General features: G+C 66.8%; 22 protein-coding genes and 1 tRNA gene. 8 read left to right on the top strand and 15 right to left on the bottom strand.

Features of this window, described 5'->3' with window-relative positions; all coding sequences use genetic code 11:
• Positions 1 to 51 precede the first annotated feature (51 nt).
• Positions 52 to 1,221, top strand: coding sequence for a HAMP domain-containing sensor histidine kinase (locus tag WD430_RS06605; protein ID WP_339105222.1), 1,170 nt, complete (start codon positions 52 to 54; stop codon positions 1,219 to 1,221).
• A 141-nt stretch (positions 1,222 to 1,362) separates the two neighbouring features.
• Here the strand turns inward: WD430_RS06605 and WD430_RS06600 are convergent, their stop codons facing one another.
• The 5 genes from WD430_RS06600 to hemB form a co-directional block, all read right to left on the bottom strand.
• Positions 1,363 to 2,037 carry a hypothetical protein gene (locus WD430_RS06600; protein ID WP_339105221.1) on the bottom strand — a complete coding sequence of 225 codons (675 nt, stop codon included), beginning with the start codon at positions 2,035 to 2,037 and terminating at the stop codon, positions 1,363 to 1,365.
• 150 nt (positions 2,038 to 2,187) lie between these two features.
• Complete coding sequence (locus tag WD430_RS06595; protein ID WP_339105220.1) at positions 2,188 to 3,534, bottom strand: glutamate-1-semialdehyde 2,1-aminomutase; 1,347 nt, start codon at positions 3,532 to 3,534, stop codon at positions 2,188 to 2,190.
• Between the two features lie 68 nt (positions 3,535 to 3,602).
• On the bottom strand, positions 3,603 to 4,178 hold the full coding sequence (locus WD430_RS06590) for a PH domain-containing protein (protein ID WP_339105219.1): 576 nt from the start codon (positions 4,176 to 4,178) through the stop codon (positions 3,603 to 3,605).
• A 360-nt stretch (positions 4,179 to 4,538) separates the two neighbouring features.
• Positions 4,539 to 6,311: an ammonium transporter gene (locus WD430_RS06585; protein WP_339105218.1), complete on the bottom strand. Its 1,773-nt coding sequence runs from the start codon at positions 6,309 to 6,311 to the stop codon at positions 4,539 to 4,541.
• A 503-nt stretch (positions 6,312 to 6,814) separates the two neighbouring features.
• Positions 6,815 to 7,846, bottom strand: coding sequence for a porphobilinogen synthase (hemB, locus tag WD430_RS06580; protein ID WP_339105217.1), 1,032 nt, complete (start codon positions 7,844 to 7,846; stop codon positions 6,815 to 6,817).
• Between the two features lie 550 nt (positions 7,847 to 8,396).
• Between hemB and WD430_RS06575 the strand changes: the two genes are divergently transcribed.
• On the top strand, positions 8,397 to 9,173 hold the full coding sequence (locus WD430_RS06575) for a helix-turn-helix domain-containing protein (RefSeq protein ID WP_339105798.1): 777 nt from the start codon (positions 8,397 to 8,399) through the stop codon (positions 9,171 to 9,173).
• Positions 9,174 to 9,258: 85 nt separating this feature from the next.
• The gene (locus WD430_RS06570) at positions 9,259 to 9,582 is read left to right on the top strand and encodes a ferredoxin family protein (RefSeq protein ID WP_339105216.1); all 324 of its coding nucleotides are present in this window, start codon (positions 9,259 to 9,261) and stop codon (positions 9,580 to 9,582) included.
• A 17-nt stretch (positions 9,583 to 9,599) separates the two neighbouring features.
• On the opposite strand, the gene WD430_RS06565 is transcribed toward WD430_RS06570, so the two are convergent.
• Both WD430_RS06565 and WD430_RS06560 read right to left on the bottom strand, forming a co-directional pair.
• Positions 9,600 to 9,764, bottom strand: a complete 165-nt coding sequence (locus WD430_RS06565; protein WP_008893031.1) for a DUF6757 family protein — start codon at positions 9,762 to 9,764, stop codon at positions 9,600 to 9,602.
• A gap of 55 nt (positions 9,765 to 9,819) precedes the next feature.
• Positions 9,820 to 10,608, bottom strand: coding sequence for a PHP domain-containing protein (locus WD430_RS06560; RefSeq protein ID WP_339105215.1), 789 nt, complete (start codon positions 10,606 to 10,608; stop codon positions 9,820 to 9,822).
• A gap of 175 nt (positions 10,609 to 10,783) precedes the next feature.
• On the opposite strand from WD430_RS06560, the gene WD430_RS06555 reads away from it, so the two are divergent.
• Entirely contained in the window at positions 10,784 to 11,071 is a 288-nt protein-coding gene (locus WD430_RS06555) for a DUF2795 domain-containing protein (protein ID WP_339105214.1), read from the top strand.
• 347 nt (positions 11,072 to 11,418) lie between these two features.
• Here the strand turns inward: WD430_RS06555 and WD430_RS06550 are convergent, their stop codons facing one another.
• The gene (locus tag WD430_RS06550; RefSeq protein WP_339105213.1) at positions 11,419 to 12,480 is read right to left on the bottom strand and encodes a zinc-dependent alcohol dehydrogenase family protein; all 1,062 of its coding nucleotides are present in this window, start codon (positions 12,478 to 12,480) and stop codon (positions 11,419 to 11,421) included.
• 145 nt (positions 12,481 to 12,625) lie between these two features.
• Positions 12,626 to 13,633 (bottom strand): DUF5784 family protein, encoded by a 1,008-nt coding sequence (locus tag WD430_RS06545; RefSeq protein WP_339105212.1) that lies wholly within the window; start codon positions 13,631 to 13,633, stop codon positions 12,626 to 12,628.
• A gap of 101 nt (positions 13,634 to 13,734) precedes the next feature.
• Here WD430_RS06545 and WD430_RS06540 point away from each other — a divergent pair, with 101 nt between their 5' ends.
• Positions 13,735 to 13,908: a DUF5786 family protein gene (locus WD430_RS06540; RefSeq protein ID WP_339105211.1), complete on the top strand. Its 174-nt coding sequence runs from the start codon at positions 13,735 to 13,737 to the stop codon at positions 13,906 to 13,908.
• A gap of 116 nt (positions 13,909 to 14,024) precedes the next feature.
• On the opposite strand, the gene WD430_RS06535 is transcribed toward WD430_RS06540, so the two are convergent.
• Entirely contained in the window at positions 14,025 to 15,029 is a 1,005-nt protein-coding gene (locus WD430_RS06535; RefSeq protein WP_339105210.1) for a YkgJ family cysteine cluster protein, read from the bottom strand.
• A 234-nt stretch (positions 15,030 to 15,263) separates the two neighbouring features.
• Here WD430_RS06535 and WD430_RS06530 point away from each other — a divergent pair, with 234 nt between their 5' ends.
• Positions 15,264 to 15,503, top strand: coding sequence for a hypothetical protein (locus WD430_RS06530; RefSeq protein ID WP_339105209.1), 240 nt, complete (start codon positions 15,264 to 15,266; stop codon positions 15,501 to 15,503).
• Between the two features lie 111 nt (positions 15,504 to 15,614).
• On the opposite strand, the gene WD430_RS06525 is transcribed toward WD430_RS06530, so the two are convergent.
• Positions 15,615 to 15,702, bottom strand: a tRNA-OTHER gene (locus WD430_RS06525).
• A gap of 325 nt (positions 15,703 to 16,027) precedes the next feature.
• Between WD430_RS06525 and WD430_RS06520 the strand changes: the two genes are divergently transcribed.
• Positions 16,028 to 17,887: an ATP-dependent DNA helicase gene (locus WD430_RS06520; RefSeq protein WP_339105208.1), complete on the top strand. Its 1,860-nt coding sequence runs from the start codon at positions 16,028 to 16,030 to the stop codon at positions 17,885 to 17,887.
• A 283-nt stretch (positions 17,888 to 18,170) separates the two neighbouring features.
• Here the strand turns inward: WD430_RS06520 and WD430_RS06515 are convergent, their stop codons facing one another.
• The 4 genes from WD430_RS06515 to WD430_RS06500 all read right to left on the bottom strand — a co-directional run bounded on the left by WD430_RS06515 (position 18,171) and on the right by WD430_RS06500 (position 23,528).
• The gene (locus tag WD430_RS06515) at positions 18,171 to 19,427 is read right to left on the bottom strand and encodes a class I SAM-dependent methyltransferase family protein (RefSeq protein WP_339105207.1); all 1,257 of its coding nucleotides are present in this window, start codon (positions 19,425 to 19,427) and stop codon (positions 18,171 to 18,173) included.
• The gene (locus WD430_RS06510; protein ID WP_339105206.1) at positions 19,420 to 20,619 is read right to left on the bottom strand and encodes a 60S ribosomal export protein NMD3; all 1,200 of its coding nucleotides are present in this window, start codon (positions 20,617 to 20,619) and stop codon (positions 19,420 to 19,422) included. Before WD430_RS06510 ends, WD430_RS06515 begins: the two co-directional genes overlap by 8 nt.
• 60 nt (positions 20,620 to 20,679) lie before the next feature.
• Complete coding sequence (locus WD430_RS06505; RefSeq protein ID WP_339105205.1) at positions 20,680 to 22,371, bottom strand: PQQ-binding-like beta-propeller repeat protein; 1,692 nt, start codon at positions 22,369 to 22,371, stop codon at positions 20,680 to 20,682.
• A 395-nt stretch (positions 22,372 to 22,766) separates the two neighbouring features.
• A complete protein-coding gene (locus WD430_RS06500; RefSeq protein WP_339105204.1) occupies positions 22,767 to 23,528 on the bottom strand; it encodes a creatininase family protein in 762 nt (253 codons plus the stop codon).
• 127 nt (positions 23,529 to 23,655) lie between these two features.
• On the opposite strand from WD430_RS06500, the gene htpX reads away from it, so the two are divergent.
• Positions 23,656 to 24,537 (top strand): zinc metalloprotease HtpX, encoded by an 882-nt coding sequence (gene htpX / locus WD430_RS06495; RefSeq protein ID WP_339105203.1) that lies wholly within the window; start codon positions 23,656 to 23,658, stop codon positions 24,535 to 24,537.
• The last annotated feature ends 43 nt before the right edge of the window (positions 24,538 to 24,580 follow it).

The following is a 24,580-nucleotide window of genomic DNA, read 5'->3' as shown; positions in this document are numbered from 1 at the left end:
CCCGTCGACCGAGCCAAAACTGCTAACCGAACCGACACTGAGTACCGTTGTATGCGCTGGTTCGCGGACACCGATCTCGCCTCACGCGACCGCATCCCACAGTACGTGGTCGGCTTCGGCGTGGCCCTGACGCTCGTTCTACTCGGTGAGATCGCGCTGTACCTCGCGCTCGCGCCACGGTTCGTCTTCGAAGGCGTCTTTCTGGTCGGCGTCGTCACGACGATCCCGTTCCTCGCCGGAATCGCGTTCGGCGGGTACTGGCTCCGTACCGGTGACCTCTCGCCGTCTCGCTATCCGCGGGTCGCCGGCTGGTCGCTCGCCGGACTGGTGGGCTTCCTGCTCGTCAATCTCGCTCTCATCGCCGTGATGCCGACCGAATCGTGGGCTCACGTCGTCTCGTGGAGCCGGTGGGCCGTCGCGCTCGGTGCCGGAATCGGATTGCTCGTCGGCTGTCTCGAGGGGCGAGCCATCGAACGGTCCCTGGCCGCCGAACGGGCCTCGCTCCGGGCGGAACACGCAGCGGAGCAACGGGAGTATCTCGACTACCTCAACGGCATCCTCCGCCACGAGGTGTTGAACACCGCGACGATCATCAACGGGTACGCGTCGCTGCTCTACGAGGAAGCGGCGACGACCGACCAGCAACGCCGGTGGGCCGAGGTCGTGATCGACGAATCCGAGGAGATGTCGACGGTGATCGACGACGTGCGAATCCTGTTACAGTCGACCGACGGCGAGTGGGAACTCGAGCCGGTCGACGTCTCTCGAGTCCTGACCGACGAAGTGCGGAAACTGGAGCACAAGTGGGAGCCCGTCGACGTGGAGACGTCGATCCCCCCGAACGTCTCCGTTCGAGCCGATCAGTTGGTCGCTCGCGTCTTCGGGAACCTCCTCTCGAACGCGGTCGAACACAACGACGCCGCGATACCGCACGTCGCGATCACGGTCGATCCCGGCCCCGAAACCGTCCGGATCGAAATCGCGGATAACGGCCCCGGCATTCACGACGCGACGCTCGAGACGCTCTTCGACCGAACCGAGAGCCACGGAAGCTCCCACGGGATCGGTCTGTATCTGGTTCGCCAGCTCGTCACCAGATACGACGGCGCGGTCGAAGTGACCGAGACGGGACCCGACGGAACCACGTTTACGGTCGAACTTCCGGCGGCCGACTCGCCGTCGACCGCGTCCTCGAACGCCCGCTCGAGGTCGCCGTCGTAGCGGAGGTGCGGCTGCGTTCGTGACGGAGGTCGGCCGCGGCCGTGAGAGCGAACCGGTTGCTCGCGACGGAGAACCGGGCCGCGTATCGAGGCGACGCGATCGATCACGTGTCCGACACGGGCCGAGTGCGTCCGCTGGCCGTCACGGTCGACCGACCGCGTCGTGTCGACGCACGAGGTAGTAGCCCGCCACGATCGGCTGGAGCGGCGGAACGGACAGACTCAGAAAGGCGATCCCGAGGTAGAGCCCCGGATTGGGGCGCCACGAGCGGGTATGCGTGCAGATGTAGGCCGCGTCCCGGTGGATCGCCACCGGGAACGAGCCGACGGCGATCGTCCCCGCGAGACCGACGCTGGCCGCCAGTAATCCCGGAATCGTGAAGACGATCGCGACGGCCGCGGCGACGAACCCGAACAGCGTCGTCGCGAGCGAGACCGCCACGACGACCCACCAGCCCGACCGGTCCGACGGCGTGCCGAACCGCCTGTGGCGGCGCGCGAGATAGACGACGCCCGCGACCGGGGCCGAGACGAGCGCGACGGCCGCGTTGAGCCACGGGTTCGGCGTCCAGTTCCCGCTGGCCCGCGGTCGCCGGCGGATCCGCCGCGCGTCGAAGAGGATCGCGACGAGGACGCCAACAGTCAGGGCGGTGTACCCGAACCCGCTGAGGAGCACCAATACGAACTGGAGGCCGGGAACGCCCGGCCCCACGTCCTGTAGGGCGCCGACGATTCCGACCCCGATTATCGGCGGAAACAGGTACAGCAACCGCTCGATGATCCGCGCCCAATCGATCTCGTCGACGTGTGTCCTCATTCCGAGCGCGAGTCGTTCTGGCGCCGTCGGCGGTCGGCCTCACGCCGCTGACCGCCGGTTCTCCTCCCGCGTCGCTGCCGCTCGGTCGATCGTAGTCTCCCTCGCGTTCCGACGCGCTCGAGGGAGTGCCGAATCACGGTCCCGTCTCGATCACAGCGCGTGCTTGTACGCCTCGAGGGTCTCCTCGACGTCCGTCTCGGTGTGGCCGTAGCTGACGAACTGGCACTCGAACTGGTTCTGCGAGAGGAAGACGCCCTGCTCTTTCATCTGGCCCCAGAAGATGCGCCGCCAGCGCTCGGTCTCGGCGTTCTTCACGTCGCCGGCGTTCTTGGGACTGTAGTCGTAGCGCGGACAGGTCGGATCCTGCCGGCAGCCGGCCGGACACTGCTCCTCGAGCGAGTCGGGGCCCGGCCCCTCGCGCGTGAAGATCACCTTGAACATGCTGTCGGTACCGGTGACCGTGTAGCTGGGGGCCTGATCCGCGACGATGTCGGTCAGCCCGCGCCGGAGTCGGTCGCCGAGGCCGTTGACGTGCTCGTAGACGTCGTTCTCGGCGGCGAACTGCAGGGTCTCGAGGCCGGCGGCCATCGTGACGGGGTGGCCGGAGAAGGTGCCGGCCTGGAAGACGTCGCCCGAGGGCGTGAAGTTCTCGACGATCTCGGCGCGGCCGCCGATGGCACCCACGGGGAAGCCGCCGCCGATGATCTTCCCGAAGGTCGTCAGGTCCGGCGTGACGCCGAACTCGCTCTGGGCGCAGCCGAGGCCGCCGACGCGGAAGCCGGTGATCACCTCGTCGAAGATCAGCAGCGAGCCGTGCTCGTCGGTGATCTCGCGGAGGAACTCGTGGTAGCCCTCTTCGGGGTAGACGATGCCGTAGTTGCCGAGGATGGGCTCGGTGAGCACCGCCGCGATGTCGTCGCCGTGTTCCTCGAAGACCTCGCGGACCGCGTCCTCGTCGTTGAACGGGACGGGGAGGGTATGCTCGGCGAACGACTGCGGGATCCCCGCCGAGGAGGGGCGCGGATTCTCGGCGTCGCCCTCGACCAGCGTCGACTCCTGGGCGCCGTGGTAGCCGCCCTGCATGACGACGATCTTGTTCCGACCGGTGTAGCCGCGTGCGAGCCGGACGGCGGAGGTGGTCGCCTCGGTCCCCGAGTTGACGAAGCGGATCTTCTCGACGCTGGGGACGTGACGGACGACGAACTCCGCGAGGTCGACCTCGACCTCGGTCGGCGTGCCGTACATCGGGCCCTCGCTGGCCTTCCGCTGGATACCCGCCTGCACGGATTCGGGGAGGTCGTGACCGAGCAGCAGCGGTCCGAGTCCCATCACCCAGTCGATGTAGCGGTTGCCGTCGGCGTCGATGACGTGGCCGCCCTCGCCCTTCTGGACGAAGAACGGATACGGTTCGATCGCCGCGCGAACCGCCGAGTTGACTCCGCCGGGCATGACCGACAGGGCCCGGTCGTACAGGTCGCGTGAGTTGTCGTCGTTCATATCTCAGCCTTGGCCACGGGACGGGAAAGTAGTACCGAGGTCTCCTCGAGGGCGGTCCCGAAGCGGCGTCAGTAGTCGCCGGCCTTCCGCTCGGACTGGCGCCGTCGGATCGTGTTCGCCACGTCGTCGTAGTTCGGCACGCCCGCCAGCGACAGCGCGCTCGTCCGGCTGAACCCCTGCGGGATCACCGCGTGCGAGACGGTGATCGTTCCGAACCCTCGGCCGCGGCTGAAGGCGGTCGTACTCGTCCGTAGTCCGCGGACGTCTTCCATCCACGTCTCGGTGGTCGTCCTGGCGGTGAACCCCGCGATCACGACGATTCGTCGATCGGTGACGAGATAGCGGACTCGGTGCCGTCGATACCAGATATAGCCCCCGATCGCGAGCCCCGTGACGAATCCGAGCGCCGCCGCCGCTGTGCTCCCGGCCGCGAGGGCGACCAGTCCGGCCAGTCCGGCCAGTCCGCCGACGACGGCGTGGGCGATCCAGTTCCACCACGTCGGCTGCGCGTCGACGAGGACCTCCTCGCCCTCGAGCAGCGAGAGTTCGCTCGCCGATTCGGTCCGATTCGAACGGTCCGGACCACGGTCGGCCGTCTCGGCTTCGTCGTACACCAACTCCGACCCGTCGCGTTGCTGACTCATACAGTCCCCGTCTTGGAGCCCGATTCAATAAGCGTACTGGCAGGTTCGCTCGTCGCACCCGTCGCGTCGGCGATCGAGACTCGCGGCGCTATCGACTCGAGCGTCGGGCGACCATCGAACGGCGAAAAGAGCGGTGGAGACGTATTACAGCCACTCCCGTGACACGATCGAAGCGTCAGCGAGACCCCACCAGACCGTCGGTCGTCGGTGTGTCATCGACGACCGGTGGCGCCCGGTTCGGAGCGGGCGCCGAACTGCCGATTGTCAGAGGCACCGCGGAACGTGGGTCGCGCGAGCACGAGCGTGCCCGCGGAACGCGTCTCGGCGGAACGCGCGTATGACGACCGGCGCGCCCCGAGCTTAGACGGCGTCCTGTCCGGTTTTTCCGGTCCGGACCTGGTAGGCGTCCTCGACGGGCATCACGAAGATCTTGCCGTCGCCGGGCTCGCCGGTGTTGGCGGCCTCGCCGATGGCCTCGACGACGTCCTGAGCCGGGATGTCGGCGACGACGCACTCGACCTTGACCTTCTGGTGGAGATCGACCGTGTACTCCTCGCCGCGCCACTGGCCCTTCTTCGCGGGCTGGGAGCCGCGGCCGGAGACGTTGGTGACCGTCAGCGAGGGCGCGCCGATCTCGGCGAGGCCCTTCTTGACGTCGCCCAGCTTGTCGGGGCGGATAACCGCGGTGATCATCTTGAGATCGCCGTCGTTGGGCTTGCCGCCGTCAGAGCGAAGCTCTGACGAGGATCGCGACTCGTCGAGTCGCTCACCGCCGTCAGTGCGGATGATCTTGTCGTCAGTAGTGCGACCGCCGTCAGAACGGAGTTCTGACGAGGATCGCGATTCTCCGAATCGCTCACCGCCGTCGGTCGCGACGTCTGGCTGACCGAACTCGGGGTACGTGTCGACGCCGTGTTCGGAGACGTCGAGTCCGTCGCGTTCGTGTTCGGGCGTGACTCGAGCCTGGCCTGCCAGCTTGAAGATGAACCAGATGATGCCGGTCGCGACGACCGTCCAGACGGTAATGGCGACGACGCCGGTGACCTGAGCGACGGCCGCCTCGGCGCGGGTCGCCCCGATCGCCTCGAGTGCACCGTCAGTGGCGACGACCGGGAACAGCAGCGTCCCGAGAACGCCGGCCGAGCCGTGAACGGGGAAGACCGCACAGACGTCGTCGATGCCCATGCGTTCGGTGAGTCCGAAGACGATCGGGAGCTGCGCGCCGGCGAGCGTACCGACGAGGAGCGCGCCCAACCAGCTCGAGGCGTCGGGAATCGCGGTGATCCCGACGAGGCCAGCCAGCAGGCCGTTCGCGACGTAGAGCGTGTCGACCTTGCCGGTCTTGAACAGCGCGATGAGGCCGGCGCCCATCGCCCCGCAGGCCATCGAGAGCGTGGTGGTCAGGGCGACGCGACCGAGAACGGCGCCGTCGAACGAGCCGTCAGTGAAGATCGCCGAGGTCCCGACGTTGAAGCCGTACCAGCCGAACGCGAGGATGAGCGTTCCGAGCACGGCGAAGGTCAGCGAGTGGCCGGGAATGACGTTGGCGCTCCCGTCGTCGTTGTATCGGTCCATGCGCGGTCCGAGGATCCACGCGGCGGTGAGGCCGGCGATGCCGCCCATCCCGTGGACGATCATGCCGCCCGCGAAGTCGGAGAACGGCGTGCCGGTGATCGCCTCGATGTGACCGCCGGCCCAGGTCATCCCAGTGACGACCGGGTAGATGACCGCGGCCAGCAGGAAGGTGTACGTGACGTACGCGCGGAGTTTCGCGCGGCCGGCGACGGCCCCGGACACGATGGTCGCCGCCGTCATCGCGAAGACGGCGCCGTACAGCCAGTCCATCCAGCTGACAGCCTCGGCGTTGAACTGGAACGCGATACCGTTACCGGCCACGAATCCTTCGATCGTGGAACCGATCAGGAAGAACACCGTTACGCCGACGCTCCAGGTCAGCAGGTTCTTCGTCAGCTGGTTGGCGACGTTCTTCGAGCGCACCTGCCCCGCCTCGAGCATGGCGAAGCCGGCGTGCATGAAGAAGATCAGGAACGTCGCGACCAGGATCCACGTGTAGTTGACCGCCTCCATCAGCATCTCGATCTCCGTTTCGCTCTGCAGGAGCGTCGACTCCATCAGGCGACCACCTCAGTTCCGATCGAACCCCCACCGATACGTTGTAGACGTTTGTCCATGTCTGCTTCGTTCGAGCTCATGGTTGTCTGCTTAATCACGTCTGATTCCGATGGACTGACTTCATATAAGGGTTAGCGTTTAAGTTTGTCTAATAATCAGGCCGTAATAGGTGCATACGATCAAATCTAGAGGAGATTTAATGTGTATAAGGCTATTCGATCTTGCGGATTTTTCGAGCCGTGGTTATATATTCTCTCTTTGTAAACCCGGAAAAACCGAACTGAATCCGGCTCCCAATCACGAGAACCCGATATCGCGGCTCGAGCGGCCCGGCGACGCTCGCGCGCGGCAGATGTTGCCACCTGTGCGACCGTGGCGATTCCGAATGGACGTTCGTCCGAATGCCGGACGTCGACGGTCGGATCCACCGGCCGATAGACTCGAATCGGACTCGATACGGTAATTGTCGAGTGTCCGCTTGCAACGAAATCGACGCGACCGCCCTACTGGCCGGCGGGCAGTCGCCGCGCCACGTCCTCCGCGAAGTAGGTCAGAATCAGATCCGCGCCCGCGCGTTTGATCGACAGCAGCGACTCGAGCGCCACCTCCTCTAAATCCAGCCAGCCCTTCTCGGCGGCGGCGTGGAGCATGGCGTACTCGCCGGAGACGTTGTAGGCGGCGACGGGGTGGTCGAACTCCCGACGCACCGCGCTGACGATGTCGAGGTAGGGCAGTGCGGGCTTGACCATCATCACGTCGGCGCCCTGCTCGGCGTCGAGGCGGACCTCCCGCATGGCTTCCCGGGAGTTCGCGGGGTCCATCTGGTAGTGTCGGCGGTTGCCGAAGGAGGGCGCGCCGTCGGCGGCGTCCCGGAACGGGCCGTAGAAGGCGCTCTCGTACTTGGCCGCGTAGCTCATGATCGGGACGTGCTCGAATCCCGCGCTATCGAGGGCCTCGCGGATCGTCCCGACCATACCGTCCATCATGCCGCTCGGCGCGACCATGTCCGCGCCCGCACGGGCGTGCGAGGTGACGATCCGCTCGAGGGCCTCGAGCGTCGCGTCGTTGTCCACGGTCAGCGTCGGCTCGCAGGCGGGGGCGTCCTCGCCGGAATCGACGTCGACGTCGCCGCGCAGTTCCTCCTCGAGGGGGCCGCAGTGGCCGTGGTCGGTGTACTCGCAGAGGCAGACGTCGGTGATGACGTAGGCGTCGGTCTCCGCCGTAATTCGGCGCAGCGCCTCCTGAATGACGCCGTCTTCGGCCCAGGCGCGGCTCCCCTCTGGGTCCTTCGACTCGGGGATGCCGAACAGCATGACGGCTTCGACGCCCGTCTCGAGGACGTCCTCGACGCGGGCGACGGCCTCGTCGATCGGCACTCGCTCGTGGCCGGGCATCGACTCGATGGGCACCCGCTCGTCGGTCGTCGCGTCGACGAACACCGGTGCGATCAGGTCGGCGGGCTCGAGGCTCGTCTCGCTGACGAGACCGCGCACCCGATCCTGTCGGAGACGCCGGGGACGATGTGTGAGATCCATACCCGTCTCTTCCGGCGGGAGTCGCAAAAGAATCTCGTTCGCGGTCCGATTTCGTGTCCTGCGGGGCACTCGTCGAGTCAGTAGTCGGCACGGTTCCGTGCGGACCGTCCGCCGGCGGTCCGTGGGCGGGTCGGGTCGGAGCCCGCGACCGAGCGGGCGTTCTCCTCGGCTACTGCCGCTACCGGTCGGGAGTACGCCTCGCGCTCGAGGCGGAGTCCGGGCTGTTGTTACGGCCGAAGTATCCGGAACCGTACGCTCCGAGGACTCACATCTCGCTTATCCGTCGTGCCGGAGAAGCAGCGATCATGGGAGCACGGTCACAACGAAAGGGAGCGGCGCGGTGTACGAACTGTGGCAGGGCGATGGCGGTCTGGTTTTCGGATGACGGCGACGAGGTTCGTCCCATCGGAAGCGCGAACGGCTGTCCCTGCGGTGAGAACTCGTTTCGCGTCTTCGGCTGACCGTCACATGACGGGGCGGCGTTGGCAAGCCGCGTTTTTTCCCCCTTTCTCACTGATAACCGTTCGTGTCCAACGCCGAGGAAGCGGTCATGGCCCTCGAAGAACTGGGGCTGACCGAGTACGAAGCGCGATGTTTCGTCGCCCTCACGCGGATTTCCAGAGGGACCGCCAAGGAGGTGAGTCAGGTCGCAGACATTCCCCGGTCTCGAGTGTACGATACGATCGAACGTCTCGATCGGAAGGGGCTCGTCAACGTCCAGCAGACCGACCCTCGCGAGTACAAGGCCGTCTCTGTCGACACGGCCTGCCGGCGCATCCGCGAGGATTACGACTCCCGGATCAACGCCGCCGAGAACGCGCTCGGCAATCTCAAGACGCCGGAATCGGACGACGACGAGGGGATGTGGGCGATCACACAGAACGAACACGTCACCGACCGCGTCGTCACGTTCCTCGAGGACGCCGACGACACGGTCCACTACCTCGTCCCGGCGCCCGAGGTGGCCGAAACGCGGATCGTCGAGGCGCTGGCGTCGGCCGCCGACCGCGGCGTCGCCGTCTACATCGAAGTGCCGACCGAGGACGAACGCGAGGCGTTCGCGGACGCGGTCCCGGGGGCCGACGTCTCGCTCTCGCCCGATATCGCGACGACGAACGAAATCCACTCGGAGTGGCCCGGTCAGTTGCTCATGGCCGATCAGGAATCGATCGTCGCGACCGGGATCAAGGAGAGCGACCTCCCCGACGTGACCCAGCAGGTGGCGGTCTGGACCTACGGTCACGACCACGGCTTCGCCGTCTGGATGCGAGAACTGCTCGACGACCGCCTCGAGATCCGCCACGAGGACCGCTCGCTCGAGGAGTGACCGGTCGATTCCGCCGCTGCGACCGACGGCCGCCGGTCAGCGAGTATGTATATTTAAGGTGACGCCGCGTCTAGAACTGTTAGCAATGGCCATCGATCCGCAGTTTCACGAGAACCGCGACCAGGTCGACGAGCACGCGGGCCACGCCGTCTGGGGTCCCGTCGACGAGCCCGAAGAGCTCGGCATCCACGGGACGCACGTCGCGGTCGATTTCGACCTCTGTATCGCCGACGGTGCCTGTCTCGAGGACTGTCCCGTCGACGTCTTCGAGTGGGTCGACACACCGGGCCACCCCGAAAGCGAAGAGAAAGCCGACCCCGCGAACGAAGCCCAGTGTATCGATTGCATGCTCTGCGTCGACGTCTGTCCGGTCGACGCCATCGACGTCGACGCGGGACGCTCGGCCTGAACCGCGGTCGATAGCTGCTACTCGGCGCGATCGACGTCCACTTTCTCCTTGAGCGTCTCGAGGCCGTCGGCTTCGGCGAGTTCCTGTAGACGCTCGCGGAAGTGTTCCTCACAGAGACCGACTTTGAGACCGTCCGATTCGGCGGCGAACGCGGCCTCGCGGTCACAGTAGTGGCAGTTCATAGGTGCCCTTTGGGACCACGATGCATTGAACCCTCCGCTATCGGCTAACGTTGTCTCACGATTCGCCGATGGCCGTCGCCTCGTACTCGCGTCGCGACAGACCGTCGATGCCGAGTTCCTCCCCGTGGGCGTCGCTCCCGCCGGTCGCCAGCAGATCGTTGCGGTCGATCGCTCGCTCGACGAGCTCCCGGTCGACGTCGTCGCGCCCGTACGGGTAGTGGAGTTCGACGGCCTCGAGATCGGGCTCGGCCGTCAACCCCAGCGCCGCTTCGGGGTCCCGATAGCGGAGCGGATGGGCCAGCGAGACGAGCCGACTGGCCCCGGAGAGCGCCGCCAGCCCGCGCTCGAACGAGGGAACCTCGCGGGCCACGTAGCAGGGGTCGCCGTAGCCGATGAGCTCGTCGAAGGCGTCCTGATAGCCGTAGTCGACGTCGGGATGGGCCGCGATCGCCCGGGCGACGTGCGGTCGCCCGAACCCCTCGTCGACGGTCACGTCGAGATCGACTCCCAGTCGCGCCTCCACGCAGTCGACGATCGCCCGCCCCCGCTCGATGCGATTTCGCTGGATCCGCTCGACGGTTCCCTCGAGTTCCGGAGTCGGCTCGACGCCGTACCCGAGCAGATCGACCCGCTCGCCGTGGGGCGTCTCGACGCGGAGTTCGATCCCGTTGACGAGCGTTACGCCCTCGCGCTCGACCACCGGCGCGTCGAACGGCTGGAGCCGATCGTGGTCGGTCACCGCGACGACCTCGACGCCCCCGTAGCGGGCGGCGTCGGGGATCGACTCCGGATCGAGACTCCCGTCCGAGCGCGTCGTGTGGACGTGCAGATCGGCGTATGGCATCTACTCGAGTCGAGGGCTGCCGGTCGGAAAGCCGTTTCTCCGCGCCCGACCTGACCGAACCTGACTTCGATCTCGACCCCGCCGGCTGGAATATTAGGTGTAATAGGTATCCAGTGCCACTAGCAGACATACATGGACAATGTTTATAATTATCGTTCACAGAAGATAGGGTGTAATGTTGCTCAACGGCACCGGCGAGGTCATCGACGACCACGAGTATCCCGCCACCACCGAGGAACTGATCGAAAACTACGGCGATCGAACCCTCGAACTCCCGAACGGGTCCGAGACGGTCGGCGATGTACTCGCCCGCCTCGAGTCGGAGACCTTCGAAGCGCCGGAGGACGCGCGCTTCGCCGTCTACTCCGCGGTCAGCGACAAGGCCGTCGGCCGCGTCGGCTACAGCGATCGCGATCCGACGCCGACCGGGAGTCCGTACTCGCCCGACGCCGTCTCGTTCTAAGGAACGAAGTTTTTTACTCTCGGGTCGGCCGAAGGCCGACCGCTCGAGCAAAAAATTCGATTAAAAAAGGCCGAGCGCTCGCTTCGCTCGCGCTCGGTACAACTACTTGCTCTCACCGCGGATAGAGGAAACACCGCTAGCATCCGCGAGCGAACGCAGTGAGCGAGCGGGCCGACGACTGATGTGAGCGAGGACTGAAAGGACGAGCGAACGGAGGGAGGAGTGCTTTTATACTAAATTTTGCCGAGGGCGCGACTTTGCCGCGCCCGTGGTTCGAAAGGCGCGAAGCGCCTTTCGTCATCACGAGAGAGCGAAGCTCTCTCGAACGACAGAGCAAAATTTAGGTTCTAGAAGCTGTCGATGACCGGGATCCCTTCGGTCTCGTAGTCGGTCATCGCCTCGAGTTTGTCGGTGACGTCCTCGAGGCCGATCGTCTCGGAGACGACGTCCGCGGGCCGGAGTTTGCCGGTCGCGACCATCCGGAAGATCTCGTCGTACCGGGTCGGCGGCATACCGAGCGAGCCGATGAACTCGATCTCGCTCATCACCATCGCGTCGGACGGAACGGTGATCATGCCCTGTTCGTCCTGGGTGGTCAGGCCGACCTGGAGGTGCTGGCCGCGGTTGCCGAGGCTCTGGACGGAGTTCTGGGAGGTCGTTTCGATGCCCAGGGCGTCCATCGAGACGTTGGCGCCGCCGTCGGCGATCGCCTTGACCTCGGCCGGGACGTCGTCGACGTCGCCGGCGTTGACGGTCTCGACGGCGCCCAGTTCCTGCGCTTTCTCGAGTTTCTCGTCCGTGAGGTCGACGGCGATCACGTTGGCGCCGAGGGCGTCGGCGATGTGGACCGCCGAGAGGCCGACGCCCCCGACGCCGTGGACCGACACCCAGTCGCCCGCGCTCACGTCGGCCCGGTGGGCCAGGGCGTGGAACGACGTCATGAACCGACAGCCCAGTCCCGCCATGTCGACCGACGAGACGCCGTCGGGAAGTTCGACGAGGTTGTGATCGGCCGCGGGGACGTGTACCTGTTCGGCGAACGCACCCTGTACGGGTTCGACGAAGCCCAGCGGCATCACGTTCTCGCAGGTGTTCGAGTGGCCTCGGCGACACTCGTGGCAGGTTCCGTCGCCGAGGTTGAACGGAACGGCGACGTGGTCTCCTTCCGAGACGTTCGTCACCTCATCGCCGACGGCCACGACGTGGCCCGCGGGCTCGTGGCCCAGAATCTGTCCCGGTTTCGTCTCGAGGCCCAGCCACCCCCAGTCGCCCTGCCAGCCGTGCCAGTCGCTCCGGCAGACGCCGCAGGCTTCGACTTCGACGACGGCACCCTTCGGATCTAGATCCGGTGCGTCGACGTCTTCGATCGAGAGCGGTTCGCCGTGTTCCTCGAGAACTGCTGCGCGCATGTCTGTGGGAGACGATACCGTGTAGCATATAGCTGCGCGTCGTTCTCATGCGATGCAGTCGGTGGCTCGCGAGCGCAGCAGGGAGAGAATAGCTGTTGCAGCCGCTGTTCGTCGGGAACCGTTCGGAGATGTGGGTCCGGCGAGGTCAGTTCAGGAGTTCGATCGCGCCCGCCAGATCGAGCGGGACGCGGCCCTTCGTGTACCCCTCGGCGCGGCCGTCGGGCCGGACGCGGTAGACGACGGCCGGTCGGTGGCGCACGTCGGGCTGTTCGGCGCGAACGGCGTTCCAGGCGTCGTCGCGGAAACTCGAACAGTCGACGAACAGCACCGCGCCGCCGCCGTGCTCGGCCAGTTGGCCGTTGGTCTTGGTCTCGGCGGTGTCGCGGACGGCGGCGACGGGGCCCGCCGCCGCGCGGTTGATCGGCGGCTGGGGGCGGGTCACCTCGACGAGGACGTTCGTGTGCTCGTCCTCGGCGCGGAAGTCCAGCGAGTGGCCCGTCGTGACCTCGATCTCGGGTTCGACGTCGTAGCCGGCGTCGGTGAGGAGCTTCGCCGCGATGAACTCGGCCATCGCCGCGCTCATGCGGACCCGATCGACGTGGTCGCTGGTGCCGAGTTTCCCCGACATGACGTGTCGATACTCGTCCAGAACGCCGGTCCTGAGGAGGTCCTCGAAGAACTGGGTCGTCTCGCGCCGGCCGGCGTCGGGGAAGCCGGCGGCGTGTTCACGGAAGAAGGCCCGCGTCGACTCGCGGCCGTCCTTGGACATGAAGACCGGGAGGAAGAACCACGAGAGGTGCGGGTAGTCGGCCAGCCACGGATCCTCCTCGTGGAGGGTCGCGAGCAGTTCGCGCTGGGCCCATCTCGAGACGTGATAGGGGACCTCGCGCCAGCCGAACTTATCGGTCTTCCACAGCGACGAGGGCGTCTCGGTGTTGCCCATCCAGTAGGCCTCCTCGCCGTTTCGCGCGAAGAGCGCGACGTCGCCGTTTTGCATCTCGAAGCGGTGGGTCTCCCAGTCGGCGCCGATCTCGAACCGCGGCGCCACTGCGCGGGCCCCGATGTTCGACCGGAGCGGCTGGAGAATCTCCTGTCGGACCTTCCCCTCGCTCCACGACGCGGGCGAGTACCGAAAGCGAAGCGGCCGTGCCACGTTCTCATTAGGGCGCCGGGGTGCATACGTGTTACGTGTCGGCTCGGTATGATGGACCGTTACATTAATTAGCGACAACAACTAACGTGTGTACACTTACCATGTCAATGGGTGCCTATGACGAAGACGAGCACGAGCGACGCGAGCAGCAGGCCTCCAGGGTCGACGCGGATTTCGACGACGAGCGGACGATCTACCACGGCGAAGTCGAGTACGATTCCGGCGAGTCGGCCGAAGCGCTGCTCGACCAGTTCGAGCAGATCAAGTCGAAATAGCGCCGACCGGTCCCCTTCGTTCTCCCGTCGACGGGCTCTCATAGCTCATCGGTAGCGATGCGTTCGCCCTCGAGGAGTTCGTCTCGAGTCCGGTGCGATCGCTGTCCGGCCCCCGGTCACTCGAGGGCGTCCCAGCCCGGCGTTTCGAGTGCACCGCGATCGTCCTCGACGTCGATAGCGACGTCGGGGGCGGGAACCGCCCCGTTCGCGGCCGTCCGGCGGCGGTGCCACTCCCGGATCGCCGGCCCGACCCACGACTCGCCGCGCTCCCGATCGGAGTCACGGGTGCCGTCGATTCGGCCGTCGCTCGCGTCGCGGCCATCGCTCGAGTCGCGACGCGCGTCCGCCGCGGCCTCGAGCGCCCGCTCTCTCCCCCACTCGTAGTGGTAGTCGGAGGTCGCGAGCGTGCCGGGACTCGAGGCCGCCGCGACGGCCAGACACTCGGCGCGGTCGGTGACCGTCAGCGTGCCCGCGGCGGTCCGCTCGACGATTCCCTCGAGGGCCTCGGGTCGGGGATGCGCGAACAGTTTCGTGCCGAGCGCCTGCGATCCCAGAAGCAGGCCGTCGAGATCCTCGTCGACCGCGGCCTCGAGCAGGCGCTCGCCGCCGAACGCCGCTTCGACGCGCTCGCACTCGGTCTCCTGCTCGAGCGCGAGGTTGTGCGCCGGGTAGGCGCCGCACTCGTCGGGAAAGCGCTCGCTGTCGTGGATCCGACACTGCAGCGTCGTCGGGTCGAGGAAGACGCAGGTCGGGAGCCACGCCGGCTCCTCGCGGTCGAAGGGCGCGACCGGTTTGGGCGGCTTCCGGAGGCCGACGAAGAAGACCGGCCGTCCGGCGACGGCGGCGACGCTGTGACCGTCGATCTCGACGCCCTCGCCCTCGTCCCGGGCGCGCCAGAACCGCGGCGTCAGGGCCGGCGCCATCCCCGCCTCGAGGAATCCGCGGACCTCGTCGCGGGTGAGGGCGACGAAGTTGGCGTCGTCGTCGAGCGGCGGCCGGCCGTCGCCCTCGTCGAACGGCGTGCGTCGCCGCCCGCGCGCCGTCTCCTCGTCGTCCGCGTCGTCGAGCAGCGGTCGCCAGTCCATACAACAGCCGGCACAGCCCTCACAGTGCACCTCCATGCGCGCCGCTACGACGCGACGAGTAATAACCGACCGGCCGGAAGCGGGCGGCGAGAGGGGACTCCGGCGAACCACCGAGCACGCTACGACCCCCTTCGATTCCCCGTGTCGGTCGATCGACAGCCGCCGCTGCGGTGGGTGGGACTGAACGTGGCTGCCGGCGCCGCGCTGTACCCGGCGCCGGCAGGGGCTTTCGGGGGAACGACTTTCAGCGTTCGGAACCCGTCTCTAGCCATGGCAAAGAGTTCCTGCGACGGCTGCGGCCGAACGGTCACCGTCACCGGCGGTATCGCCAACCTCTGGACGTTCGGAGAGGGCAGCGACGGGACCGCGATGACGCTGGAGCTGGTCGACGGGAGCGAGCATCTGCTGTGTTATCCCTGCATCGAGGCGCTGCCCGACGAGCCGACCGCCGAGGACGTCGAGCGCCTGCAGCAGGTCGACGCGGAGACCTCACAGCTCAGCGTGCCGTAGGCGTCGCAAAAAATCGCGGGTCGGTGCGATCGGACGGCGATCGCCGCGCGACCGATCGCGGACTGTCGCGTGAGCCACGCTCGCGTCACACTGCGGTACCGTCACCGCAAGCGGAAGGGGTGGGATTCGAACGCCACGAGGCGAAACGCCGCCGCGGGTCAGAAGACGCCGCGGTGCTCTACCGCTGAGCGACCCTTCCGTACCCGCGTTCGATGGCCGATATCGTGTTTGTAATCGACCGACTACGGTCGACCAGCGGCGGATAGCGATCACCTACCGAACCGGATCTCGCGGGTATCGTCGCGGTAGGTATAGTAGCTACTGAAAGTCAATGCACACTCGATCGCACGACGGCTTCGCGATCGATGTGTAATTCGTTTCAGTAGCTACTATCGTCCGTTACCGGCTCGAGACGGCCGCCACGGACTCGAGTCGACCCGCGACCGAATCGCGTGCGGCGGTTCGACTGCATCGCGCGCGACGGTTCGTAGCCTTTAGGACGCGGCCGCGCGGTGCATCGAACGGTGAATCCCGAGCGGATCTTCGAGGAGTTTCCCGCGCCCAGCTACCGTGGGGCACAGAAGCAGGCCCTCCGCGACATTCAGGACGCTTTCGCGGCCGGCAACGACGTGGTGCTGGTCCGCGCCCCGACGGGCAGCGGCAAGTCCCTGCTCGCCCGCGCGGTCGCGGGCTGTGCGCGCAACGTCGACGACGCCGATCCCAGCGACGCGACCGGCGCCTACTACACGACCCCGCAGGTCTCGCAGTTGGACGACGTCGCGGCCGACGACCTGCTGGCGGACCTGAACGTCATCCGCGGGAAGTCCAACTACTCCTGTATCCTCCCCGACGAGCGCGACACGCCGGTCAATCAAGCGCCCTGCGTCCGCGAACGGGGGTACGACTGTTCGGTCAAGCATCGCTGTCCCTACTTTTCGGACCGCGCGATCGCGTCGAACCGCGATATCGCCGCGATGACGCTGGCCTACTTCATGCAGACCGCGGGCAGCGAGGTCTTCCGCAAACGCGACGTCGTGGTCGTCGACGAGGCCCACGGGTTGGCCGAGTGGGCCGAAATGTACGCGACCATTCAGTTGGGGCCGCGGACCGTCCCCTTCTGGGACGAGTTGCGGGTTCCCGAGATCGACGACCTCGATCGGGCCGTCAGATACGCCGAGAACCTCCAGCAGAAGTGCACGCGACGGAAGGACGAGGTGCTCTCGCAGGACTCGCTGACGCCGGCGGAGGTGCGCGAGCGCGACCGCCTGCAGGAACTCATCGGCGAACTCGACTGGTTCGTCTCGGACTATCGCGACCCGCAGAGCCCGACGACCTGGCTGGTCGATCAGTCCGAATCGTCGGGCTCCGGGACGAGCAGCGATGCCGACGGCGACGCGGACGACCCCGCGGGCGGCCCCCTGACGATCAAGCCGATGAACCCCGAGAAGTACCTCCAGCACACCGTCTGGGACCGGGGCAATCGGTTCGCACTGCTGTCGGCGACGATCCTCAACAAGGCGGCCTTCTGCCGACAGGTCGGGCTGACCCCCGAGAACGTCGCGCTGGTCGACGTCGAACACACCTTCCCCGTCGAGAACCGGCCGCTGTACGACGTCTCGCAGGGGAAGATGACCTACGAACAGCGCGACGAGACGACGCCGAAGATCGCCCGCACGATCGTTCGGCTCATGCAACGCCACCCCGACGAGAAGGGACTGGTCCACGCCCACTCCTACGACATCCAGGAGCGACTCGCCGACCTGCTCTCCGATTTCGGCGTCGGCGACCGCGTCCGGACTCACGATCGGGACGGTCGCGACGCCGCGCTGGACGGCTGGAAGGCCAGCGACGATCCCGACGTCTTCCTCTCGGTCAAGATGGAGGAGGCGCTGGACCTCAAGGGCGACCTCTGTCGCTGGCAGGTGCTCTGCAAGGCTCCCTTCCTCAACACCGGCGACTCGCGAGTCGCCCATCGCTTGGAAGAGGGCCAGTGGGCGTGGTACTACCGCACCGCGTTGCGGACGGTCATCCAGGCCTGCGGTCGCGTCGTCCGAGCGCCCGACGACCACGGCGCGACGTACCTGGCCGACTCGAGTCTCTTGGATCTGTTCGATCGAGCGCGGACGGACATGCCCGACTGGTTCGAGGCGCAGGTCGATCGGATGACGCGGCCGGATCTCCCCGATTTCCGGCCGGCAGCGGCACTCGACGGCGGTGACAGTAGCGGTGGTGCGTCGTCGACTCGAGGGGGCGGAACCGGCGACGCCGGCGGATCCGAGCGGCGGACGCGAACCGATCGGTCCCGGACGCGCTCGCGTTCCCGGCGATCGAGCCGGTCGTCGGACTCGAGTCCGGTGGCCGACGTCTGGGACACGGACGGCTAGCTCGCGGCGTCGCTGCTCACGACGAGGAGTTCCACCGGCTGACGAAGCGTCTGCTATCGAAAATACGGCAACGAGGCGAATCGCTGAACGGGCGCAAACCGGCCCGGAGCGCGCCTAGAGCGCGGTGATTCCCCACGCGACCATCGAGGAGACCAGCAGGATTGCGAAGGTGAGGGCGATAATCTGGTTCCGATCCATACCGGATGGCACTCACTACACCGGTATGAATGTCACGACCGTCCGGTTCGCTCGGCGATTCTGCGCCGGCGCCCCGGCTCCGTCGTCACTCGAACCGCGCGTCCACGACGACGTGTGCGACGCCGGCGCTGTGACTCTTGACGCGGCGTTTCTCGAGCACCTCGAACTCCCGTCCGGCGGCCTCGCTCGCTGCCGTGAGGCGCTCGAGCGGACGCTCCCAGAGCCGTGATTCGGGCGTCGCCTCGTGGTAGTGGACGACGCCGCCGGGGGAGAGCGCCTCGAGGGCGTCGGGGAGGAACTCGTGGGCTTCGTCCGTGCGGCTCCCGTCGCCGCCACTAGCCCCGTCACCGTCTCCGCTCGCTCCCTCACCGCTGCCGTAGTAGCCCATCACCACGCGGTCGGCCTCGATCTCGCCGGCGAGCTCCCGACAGTCGGTCATGTAGGCGTCGACGCGGTCACCGACGTCGTTCAGCACGGCGTTCTCGAGCAGGTAGCGGAAGGCGGTCGGGTTGATCTCGGTCGCGGTCACCCGCGCGCCGGCCCGGGCCATCGGGAGCGTGAAGTAGCCGATGCCGGCGAACATGTCGAAGACGCGTTCGCCGTCGCTGCACAGTTCGCCCATTCGGGCGCGCTCGGCCTGATTACCCGGCGAGAACATCACCGTTGCGGGATCGAGCCCGTACCGCGTCCCGTGTTCGGTGTGGATCGTCTCGGTGTCGCGCTCGCCGGCGATGAGCCGCGTTCGAGGCTCGCGGTAGGTTCCCGCCTCGCTCTCGTTGGCGATCCCCTCGTCGGCCAGCACGCTGTCGGCCTCGCCGTGGATCTCGAGGAGGGCTTCGCCGAGTTCGGCCTCGTCGGGACAGCCCTCGGGCACCGTCACGAGGATCACCGAGCCGATCACGGCCCACGAGCCCGGCACGGACTCGAGTTCCGCGTCGCTCCAGCCGCGGTCGGCCAACAGGTCCTCGAGGTCCGGGTTCCGGGGTTCGGGCTCGAGCTGGCGAACGATCTCGAGGACCCGCGTCTCGGTCGGCGGCTCGGTGATCGGGAGCGCGATCCTTTCAGGGTCGTCCTCGCGGGTCTCCGACTCATTTGCGCGGTCCGAGGGGTCCGCTCCGCTTCGGCCTCGCGCCTCGCGAACCTTTCGCGAGTCGTCGTAGACGCCCTCGGCCCGCAGCGACTCGATGGCCGTCTCCGTCCGTGACTTCTCGACGATCGCCGCGAGCGGCGCGTCCGCGCGCTCGAGTCGCGTCTCGACGTCCGCCGCGTCCACGTTGGTGTTCTCGTTGTTTTCGACGTTCTCGACCGGCGTTTCACCGACCCGCTCCGAGTCGTCAGACATCGGCACCGGTGTCCGCGTACGGGTCGTACTCTTCGTCGTCGACGTCCTGGTCGGTGTCACCGTCCGAACCCGGCAGCACGTGCAGTCCCGCGCGGCTCTTCAGCACGGGCACCGTCTCGGCCTCGGGATCGAAGTAGTCCGGTCGGGAGACGGTCTTGGCCTGGTAGGTCTCGGGGTCGAGCACCTGCACGGCGTTCTCGTCCTCGACGGTGACGACCGTGGTCTCGACGGCGTCCTCGAGGTCGCCCAGCTTCCGGGCGTCGGGCGCGTTCCCCTCCTCGTAACCGGCCTCGTAGCGCTCGCCGGTCGTCGCGCGGATCCCCTTGAGGTTGCCGCGGGCGCTGCGGACGATTACGGGCCCGCCGTCGTCGTCGGCGAGGTCGATGACGTCGCCGGGGGTGTACGGCGGCAGGCGGACGGCGAAGGTGACCCGATAGACCTCGTTGCCGTCCTCGTCCTCCGTCACGAGCGTCTCGGCGTCGTTGACGGTGCCGCCGAACTCCTCGATCATCTTGTTCGAGATCTTCTTGCCGATCTTGTTGGTCGAGACCTTGATGTTCAGCCCCTCGTCGACCTCGCCCATCTCGGTGACGAAGGCGTTGCGGTCGCCGGTCGCCTCCATGTCGGCGACGACGGTGTTGGCGATCTCCTTCGCGCGGTCCATCTCCTCGCTCGTCGGCGTCCGATCCTCGGCGCGGATCTGGACGATGCTGGCGTAGTAGTCGCCGGCGATCCGCCCGCAGCGCAGACAGGTCTGGCGGGCGATCTTGACGGGAACCATCACCTGCTCCTCGACGGGTGTCCCGCGGACCACGCCCGTGAAGTAACAGTGCATCCGGATCGTGTTCTCGTCGATCTGCTCGGGTTCGACCTGCCAGGCGACGTCCTCGACGTCGACGTGGACGGCCAGCGCCTCGCTGACCTCCTCGATGGCGATGTCGGTGTAATCCTGCGCGCCGACGTCGACCCACCGATTCCCGCGGTAGACCGCACCGCACTGGGCACAGACCCGGACGTCGATCCGATCCGGCGCGTCCACGAAGTCGAAGCTCTCGAAGTAACACGAATCGCAGAGTTCGACCTCCGCGCCCGGTCGGAGCGGATCCGCGGAGGTTTCGCCGTCCGCGTCGGTTGCCGATCGCTCCGGAACGGGATCCCCGCACCGGGGACAGAACGCACGCGACTCACTCATTAGTGTCCCCGTTTGGGGTCTCGCGGAGTTAAGCGCCGCGCTCTCCGCGATGGGATCCGGTCACGAGTTCTCCTCGTCGGTGGCCCCCGATCCCCCGTCGGTTTCGCGTCGGCGGAGCCACTCGAGCGAGAGCGCGCCGCCGGCGATCCCCGCTCCCGCGGTGAACCCCGGCATGCCGTCGTCGGTCTCTTCCTCGCTCGCGTTCCCGTCACCGTCTCCCTCGCCGGCGTCGCCGTTCGATCCGTCGTTCGTGCTTTCGGTGTCGTTGGTGGCCCCCTCGGATGCCGTCCCTTCCTCGTTGGCGTCGCTCGTTCCGTTTCCGTCGTCTCCGTCGTCTGATCCGGGGTCCTGCTCCGCACCGTTCGCTTCGGTTTCGTTCGTCGGTTCGTCGTCACCGTCGGATCCTCCGCTGCCGTCTTCCGCGGCTCCCTCGTCGCCGTCCGATCCCTCACTGCCGTCCTCGGCGTCTCCGCCGTCGTCTTCCGGTGCATCGTCACCGGTATCGTCCTCGCCGTCCGACTCGTCGCCGGCCTCGTTCGCTTCGGATCGGATCGCGAGCAGCGTCTCGCCCCCGGCGTAGAGCGTTCCGTCGGCCAGCGCCAGAGTCGGCCGTTCGCCGGTGCCGATCGCCCACTCGACCTCGCCGTTCTTGTCGAAGGCGTAGACGCCGGTCTGGGGGTCGGGCATCCCGTCCGCTGTGTAGCGATCCCCGTTGACGGTGGCGCTCGCGTAGACGGTCCCGTCGGCGACGACCGCGGACGACACGTGGTACATGGCGTACTCCGTCACCCAATCGTTCTCTCCCGTCTCCCGATCGAACCCGTACAGGTCGTGAGTCGTCCGGGCGAAGAACCGCCCATCAGTGATCGGTCCCGGCGTGATCGCGGATTCGCTTCTCGTCCGCTTCACGCCCGTTTCCGCGTCGTAGAGCGTTACGTGGCCGTTTTCCCACACGGCTTCGGGCTCCGAATCCACGCTGCCGACGGCGACGACGTCGTCGGTCGCCACCGGGTAGCTGATCTGTCTGTCGCTGGGTGACGTGAAGTGGCTGTACTCGTCTTCGCCCGACGGATCGTCGTCGGTCCAGCGATGGGTCCCGTCCGCGAGTTCGCGCGCGAACAGCCGCGACTCGCTCACGGCGAACACCGCGCCGTCGCCGACGGCGACCGGCTGTTCGTACAGCGTTCCGTCGGCCGGGTCGAACTGCCACCGGACCTCGAGGTCGCGGGCGTCGAGGGCGTAGAGAATCCCGCCAGCGACGACGAGGACGAGCCCGTTCGCGACGACGGGCGACGGAATCGCCTCGTCGTAGCCGAGGTCGGCCTGACAACAGAGCGTGCCGTCGCGTTCGATCCGCGTCAGCCGTTCCCCGCCGACGTACACCGCCTCGTCCGTCACTGCGGGCGTCCCGCTCGCGCCGATATCGTCGATTTTCCACTCGAGCGATCCGTCGGCGGCGTCGAGCGCGTGGACCTCGCCATCGGTCGCCAGGTAGACGGTGCCGTCGACGACCGCGGTCGGGCCGCTGCGGTCGTACTCCCAGGCGACGGTGACCGGCACTTTCGGCCCGCTCTCGGTCGGGACGGCGGCGTTGTTCCCCGGGTTTCCGCCCAGCGACGACCAGCCGGCGGCTTCCCCGATCGACGCCGGGTCGTCGCCTTCGTCGGCAGCCGCGGCGCTAGTCGTGAGCGATCCACCTGCGATCGCGAGTCCCGCGTACTGCAGTACTCGTCGTCTCTCGTGTTCGACCATACGATCGACCGTCGGTCACTCGAGTCAATAGCTACCGAGTGGGTAGAATCGTTGTCACCTTCGAATCATCGATCATAACGGTTCGATAAGTGTCAACCGTCGGTGTGTACGGCCGAAACGGGCGCCGGTACCGGCGAGTCGTCTTCGAACGGTGACTATCCGAGCGGTTGAATACGCTACGGGAAACGAGGGGATCGGTGATCGGTGGCGTCCGCGAAACCAGTCAGACGGGCGTCAGACGACGGTCGTCCTCGACCCGTCGGTCGCCCTCCCGTACCGGTGTCTCCATGCGAAATGAAGGGGTCTGACTGATCGCTGATACTGTATTTTAGCGACTAGTTACGTTCTCATCCATCGACGCGGATTTCGGAATCGCCGACGAATCGACGAATTCGTCATCGAACCGCGTCGCGTTCGGCCTCGATCAGTCCGACGTAGGCCGCGGTGACGGCGTCGAAAATCGCCTCGCCGGCCTCGGGCGTCGCTTCGCCGGGATCGCCCAGCACGCCGTTTTCGGTGATCGATTTGAACCCCTCGCTGAGCAAGCGCGCGGTGGAGATCGATCCCTCCGGCCCCGCCTCGAGTCGATCCGTTCGGACTAGTCCCTCGTCGATCGCGAGGATCACGGCGGTTTCGGCGGCTCCGGCGTGGATGACGTCCTCCTGATAGTCGACGCCGGCGTCGCGGAGGCCCTCGTTCAGCAGGGCCATGTGGTCGTCGAGGTCCGCGAGCGCGATCACGTTCGCGTCGATCTCGCGAGCGATCTCGGGCGCGACTGTCGAGACCGGCGCGAAGTTTCCGCCGTGGGTCGGCACGAGGACGACGTGCTCGAAGCCGTGGTCGTCCAGCGAGCGACAGTAGGCGCGGATCTGGTCCATCAGCGTCTCCGGCGGCACCGTGATCGTTCCCGGAAACTCCATGTGGTGGCCGGAGCATCCGGGGCGAATCGTCGGCGCCGCCAGCGCGTCACCGAGTTCCACGGCGATGCGCCGCGAGAGTTCGTCGCCGTCGAGCGTATCCATGTTCAGCGGCAGATGCGGGCCGTGCTGCTCGATCGAGCCGACCGCCACGATCGCCGTCCGCCGTCCGTTCTCGAGCGCCGTTTCGACTTCCGGCCAGGTACACTCCTCGAGGCGTACTGAACTGGGAGAAGGCATCCGCTGGTTCGGTGGAATTGGTCAATGGAAATACGTCTTTTGTTCGTGCCGTCGACGTCGACTCGGACGGTGTCCCGTCGTGCATCTCGTCAAGGCACTTATTTCTCCGGAGCCCCTTCGTTGATGTATGAAATGGCAGGCGGACTGGGGGTTACGCTTCCGGATGTTCCTGACGATGTTTCTGCTGTTCGCGCTGTACATCGTCTTCGCGGGCGTAATCGCCGCGTACATGGGTAGTTTCGTCGTCTTCGTCGTCCTCTTCGGCGGGATGTCGCTGGTCCAGTACTACTTCAGCGACACGCTCACGCTGCGGAGCATGGGCGCGAAGACGGTCTCGGCCGACGAGTATCCGGAGCTGCACGCGTCGATCGAGCGGCTCTCGCAGCAGGCCGACCTCCCGAAACCGAAAGTCGCGGTCGTCGACTCCAAGGTGCCGAACGCCTTCGCGACCGGGCGCAACCAGAAAAACGCGGCCGTCTGCGTGACGACGGGGATCATGCGGACGCTCGATAAGGACGAACTCGACGGCGTGCTCGCCCACGAACTCGCCCACGTCAAGAACCGAGACATGATGGTGATGACCATCGCCTCGTTCCTCTCGACCATCGCGTTCATGATCGTCCGCTGGGGCGCGTTCTTCGGCGGCGGTCACGGCCGCGGCCGTCAGGGCGGGGGCGGCGGTATCATCGTCGCCATCCTCGTCTCGCTGGTCGTCTGGATCATCAGCTACCTGCTCATCCGGGCGCTCTCGCGGTACCGCGAGTACGCCGCCGACCGCGGCGCGGCCGCCATCACCGGCAACCCCTCCGCGCTCGCCTCGGCGCTGCTGAAGATCTCCGGCGAGATGGACAAGGTCCCGAAGGAGGACATGCGCGAGGAGGCCGAGATGAACGCGTTCTTCATCATCCCGATCAAGTCCGGCGTCGTCGGCCGCCTCTTCAGCACCCACCCGCCGACCGAGAAGCGCGTCGAACAGCTCCGCTCGCTCGAGCGCGAACTCACTGCCTGATCGCCTGATCGACGCGCGCCGATTGTGCGTCCCGAACGCGTTC

The sequence above is a fragment of the Haloterrigena sp. KLK7 genome (genome assembly GCF_037914945.1).
GTDB lineage: Archaea > Halobacteriota > Halobacteria > Halobacteriales > Natrialbaceae > Haloterrigena > Haloterrigena salinisoli.
This window is presented reverse-complemented; position numbering and strand designations above follow the sequence as displayed.

What these genes read in the sequence shown, in the direction of transcription:
- WD430_RS06515 (WP_339105207.1), bottom strand. Translation starts at nt 19,427, where the DNA reads ATGTCTGACGACTCGGAGCGGGTCGGTGAAACGCCGGTCGAGAACGTC.
- WD430_RS06590 (WP_339105219.1), bottom strand. Translation starts at nt 4,178, where the DNA reads ATGAGTCAGCAACGCGACGGGTCGGAGTTGGTGTACGACGAAGCCGAG.
- WD430_RS06510 (WP_339105206.1), bottom strand. Translation starts at nt 20,619, where the DNA reads ATGAGTGAGTCGCGTGCGTTCTGTCCCCGGTGCGGGGATCCCGTTCCG.
- WD430_RS06565 (WP_008893031.1), bottom strand. Translation starts at nt 9,764, where the DNA reads ATGAACTGCCACTACTGTGACCGCGAGGCCGCGTTCGCCGCCGAATCG.
- WD430_RS06535 (WP_339105210.1), bottom strand. Translation starts at nt 15,029, where the DNA reads ATGGAGGTGCACTGTGAGGGCTGTGCCGGCTGTTGTATGGACTGGCGA.
- WD430_RS06585 (WP_339105218.1), bottom strand. Translation starts at nt 6,311, where the DNA reads ATGGAGTCGACGCTCCTGCAGAGCGAAACGGAGATCGAGATGCTGATG.
- WD430_RS06505 (WP_339105205.1), bottom strand. Translation starts at nt 22,371, where the DNA reads ATGGTCGAACACGAGAGACGACGAGTACTGCAGTACGCGGGACTCGCG.
- WD430_RS06555 (WP_339105214.1), top strand. Translation starts at nt 10,784, where the DNA reads ATGTTGCTCAACGGCACCGGCGAGGTCATCGACGACCACGAGTATCCC.
- WD430_RS06540 (WP_339105211.1), top strand. Translation starts at nt 13,735, where the DNA reads ATGTCAATGGGTGCCTATGACGAAGACGAGCACGAGCGACGCGAGCAG.
- WD430_RS06605 (WP_339105222.1), top strand. Translation starts at nt 52, where the DNA reads ATGCGCTGGTTCGCGGACACCGATCTCGCCTCACGCGACCGCATCCCA.
- WD430_RS06600 (WP_339105221.1), bottom strand. Translation starts at nt 2,037, where the DNA reads ATGAGGACACACGTCGACGAGATCGATTGGGCGCGGATCATCGAGCGG.
- WD430_RS06550 (WP_339105213.1), bottom strand. Translation starts at nt 12,480, where the DNA reads ATGCGCGCAGCAGTTCTCGAGGAACACGGCGAACCGCTCTCGATCGAA.
- WD430_RS06595 (WP_339105220.1), bottom strand. Translation starts at nt 3,534, where the DNA reads ATGAACGACGACAACTCACGCGACCTGTACGACCGGGCCCTGTCGGTC.
- hemB (WP_339105217.1), bottom strand. Translation starts at nt 7,846, where the DNA reads ATGGATCTCACACATCGTCCCCGGCGTCTCCGACAGGATCGGGTGCGC.
- WD430_RS06570 (WP_339105216.1), top strand. Translation starts at nt 9,259, where the DNA reads ATGGCCATCGATCCGCAGTTTCACGAGAACCGCGACCAGGTCGACGAG.
- WD430_RS06560 (WP_339105215.1), bottom strand. Translation starts at nt 10,608, where the DNA reads ATGCCATACGCCGATCTGCACGTCCACACGACGCGCTCGGACGGGAGT.
- WD430_RS06500 (WP_339105204.1), bottom strand. Translation starts at nt 23,528, where the DNA reads ATGCCTTCTCCCAGTTCAGTACGCCTCGAGGAGTGTACCTGGCCGGAA.
- htpX (WP_339105203.1), top strand. Translation starts at nt 23,656, where the DNA reads ATGAAATGGCAGGCGGACTGGGGGTTACGCTTCCGGATGTTCCTGACG.
- WD430_RS06575 (WP_339105798.1), top strand. Translation starts at nt 8,397, where the DNA reads ATGGCCCTCGAAGAACTGGGGCTGACCGAGTACGAAGCGCGATGTTTC.
- WD430_RS06530 (WP_339105209.1), top strand. Translation starts at nt 15,264, where the DNA reads ATGGCAAAGAGTTCCTGCGACGGCTGCGGCCGAACGGTCACCGTCACC.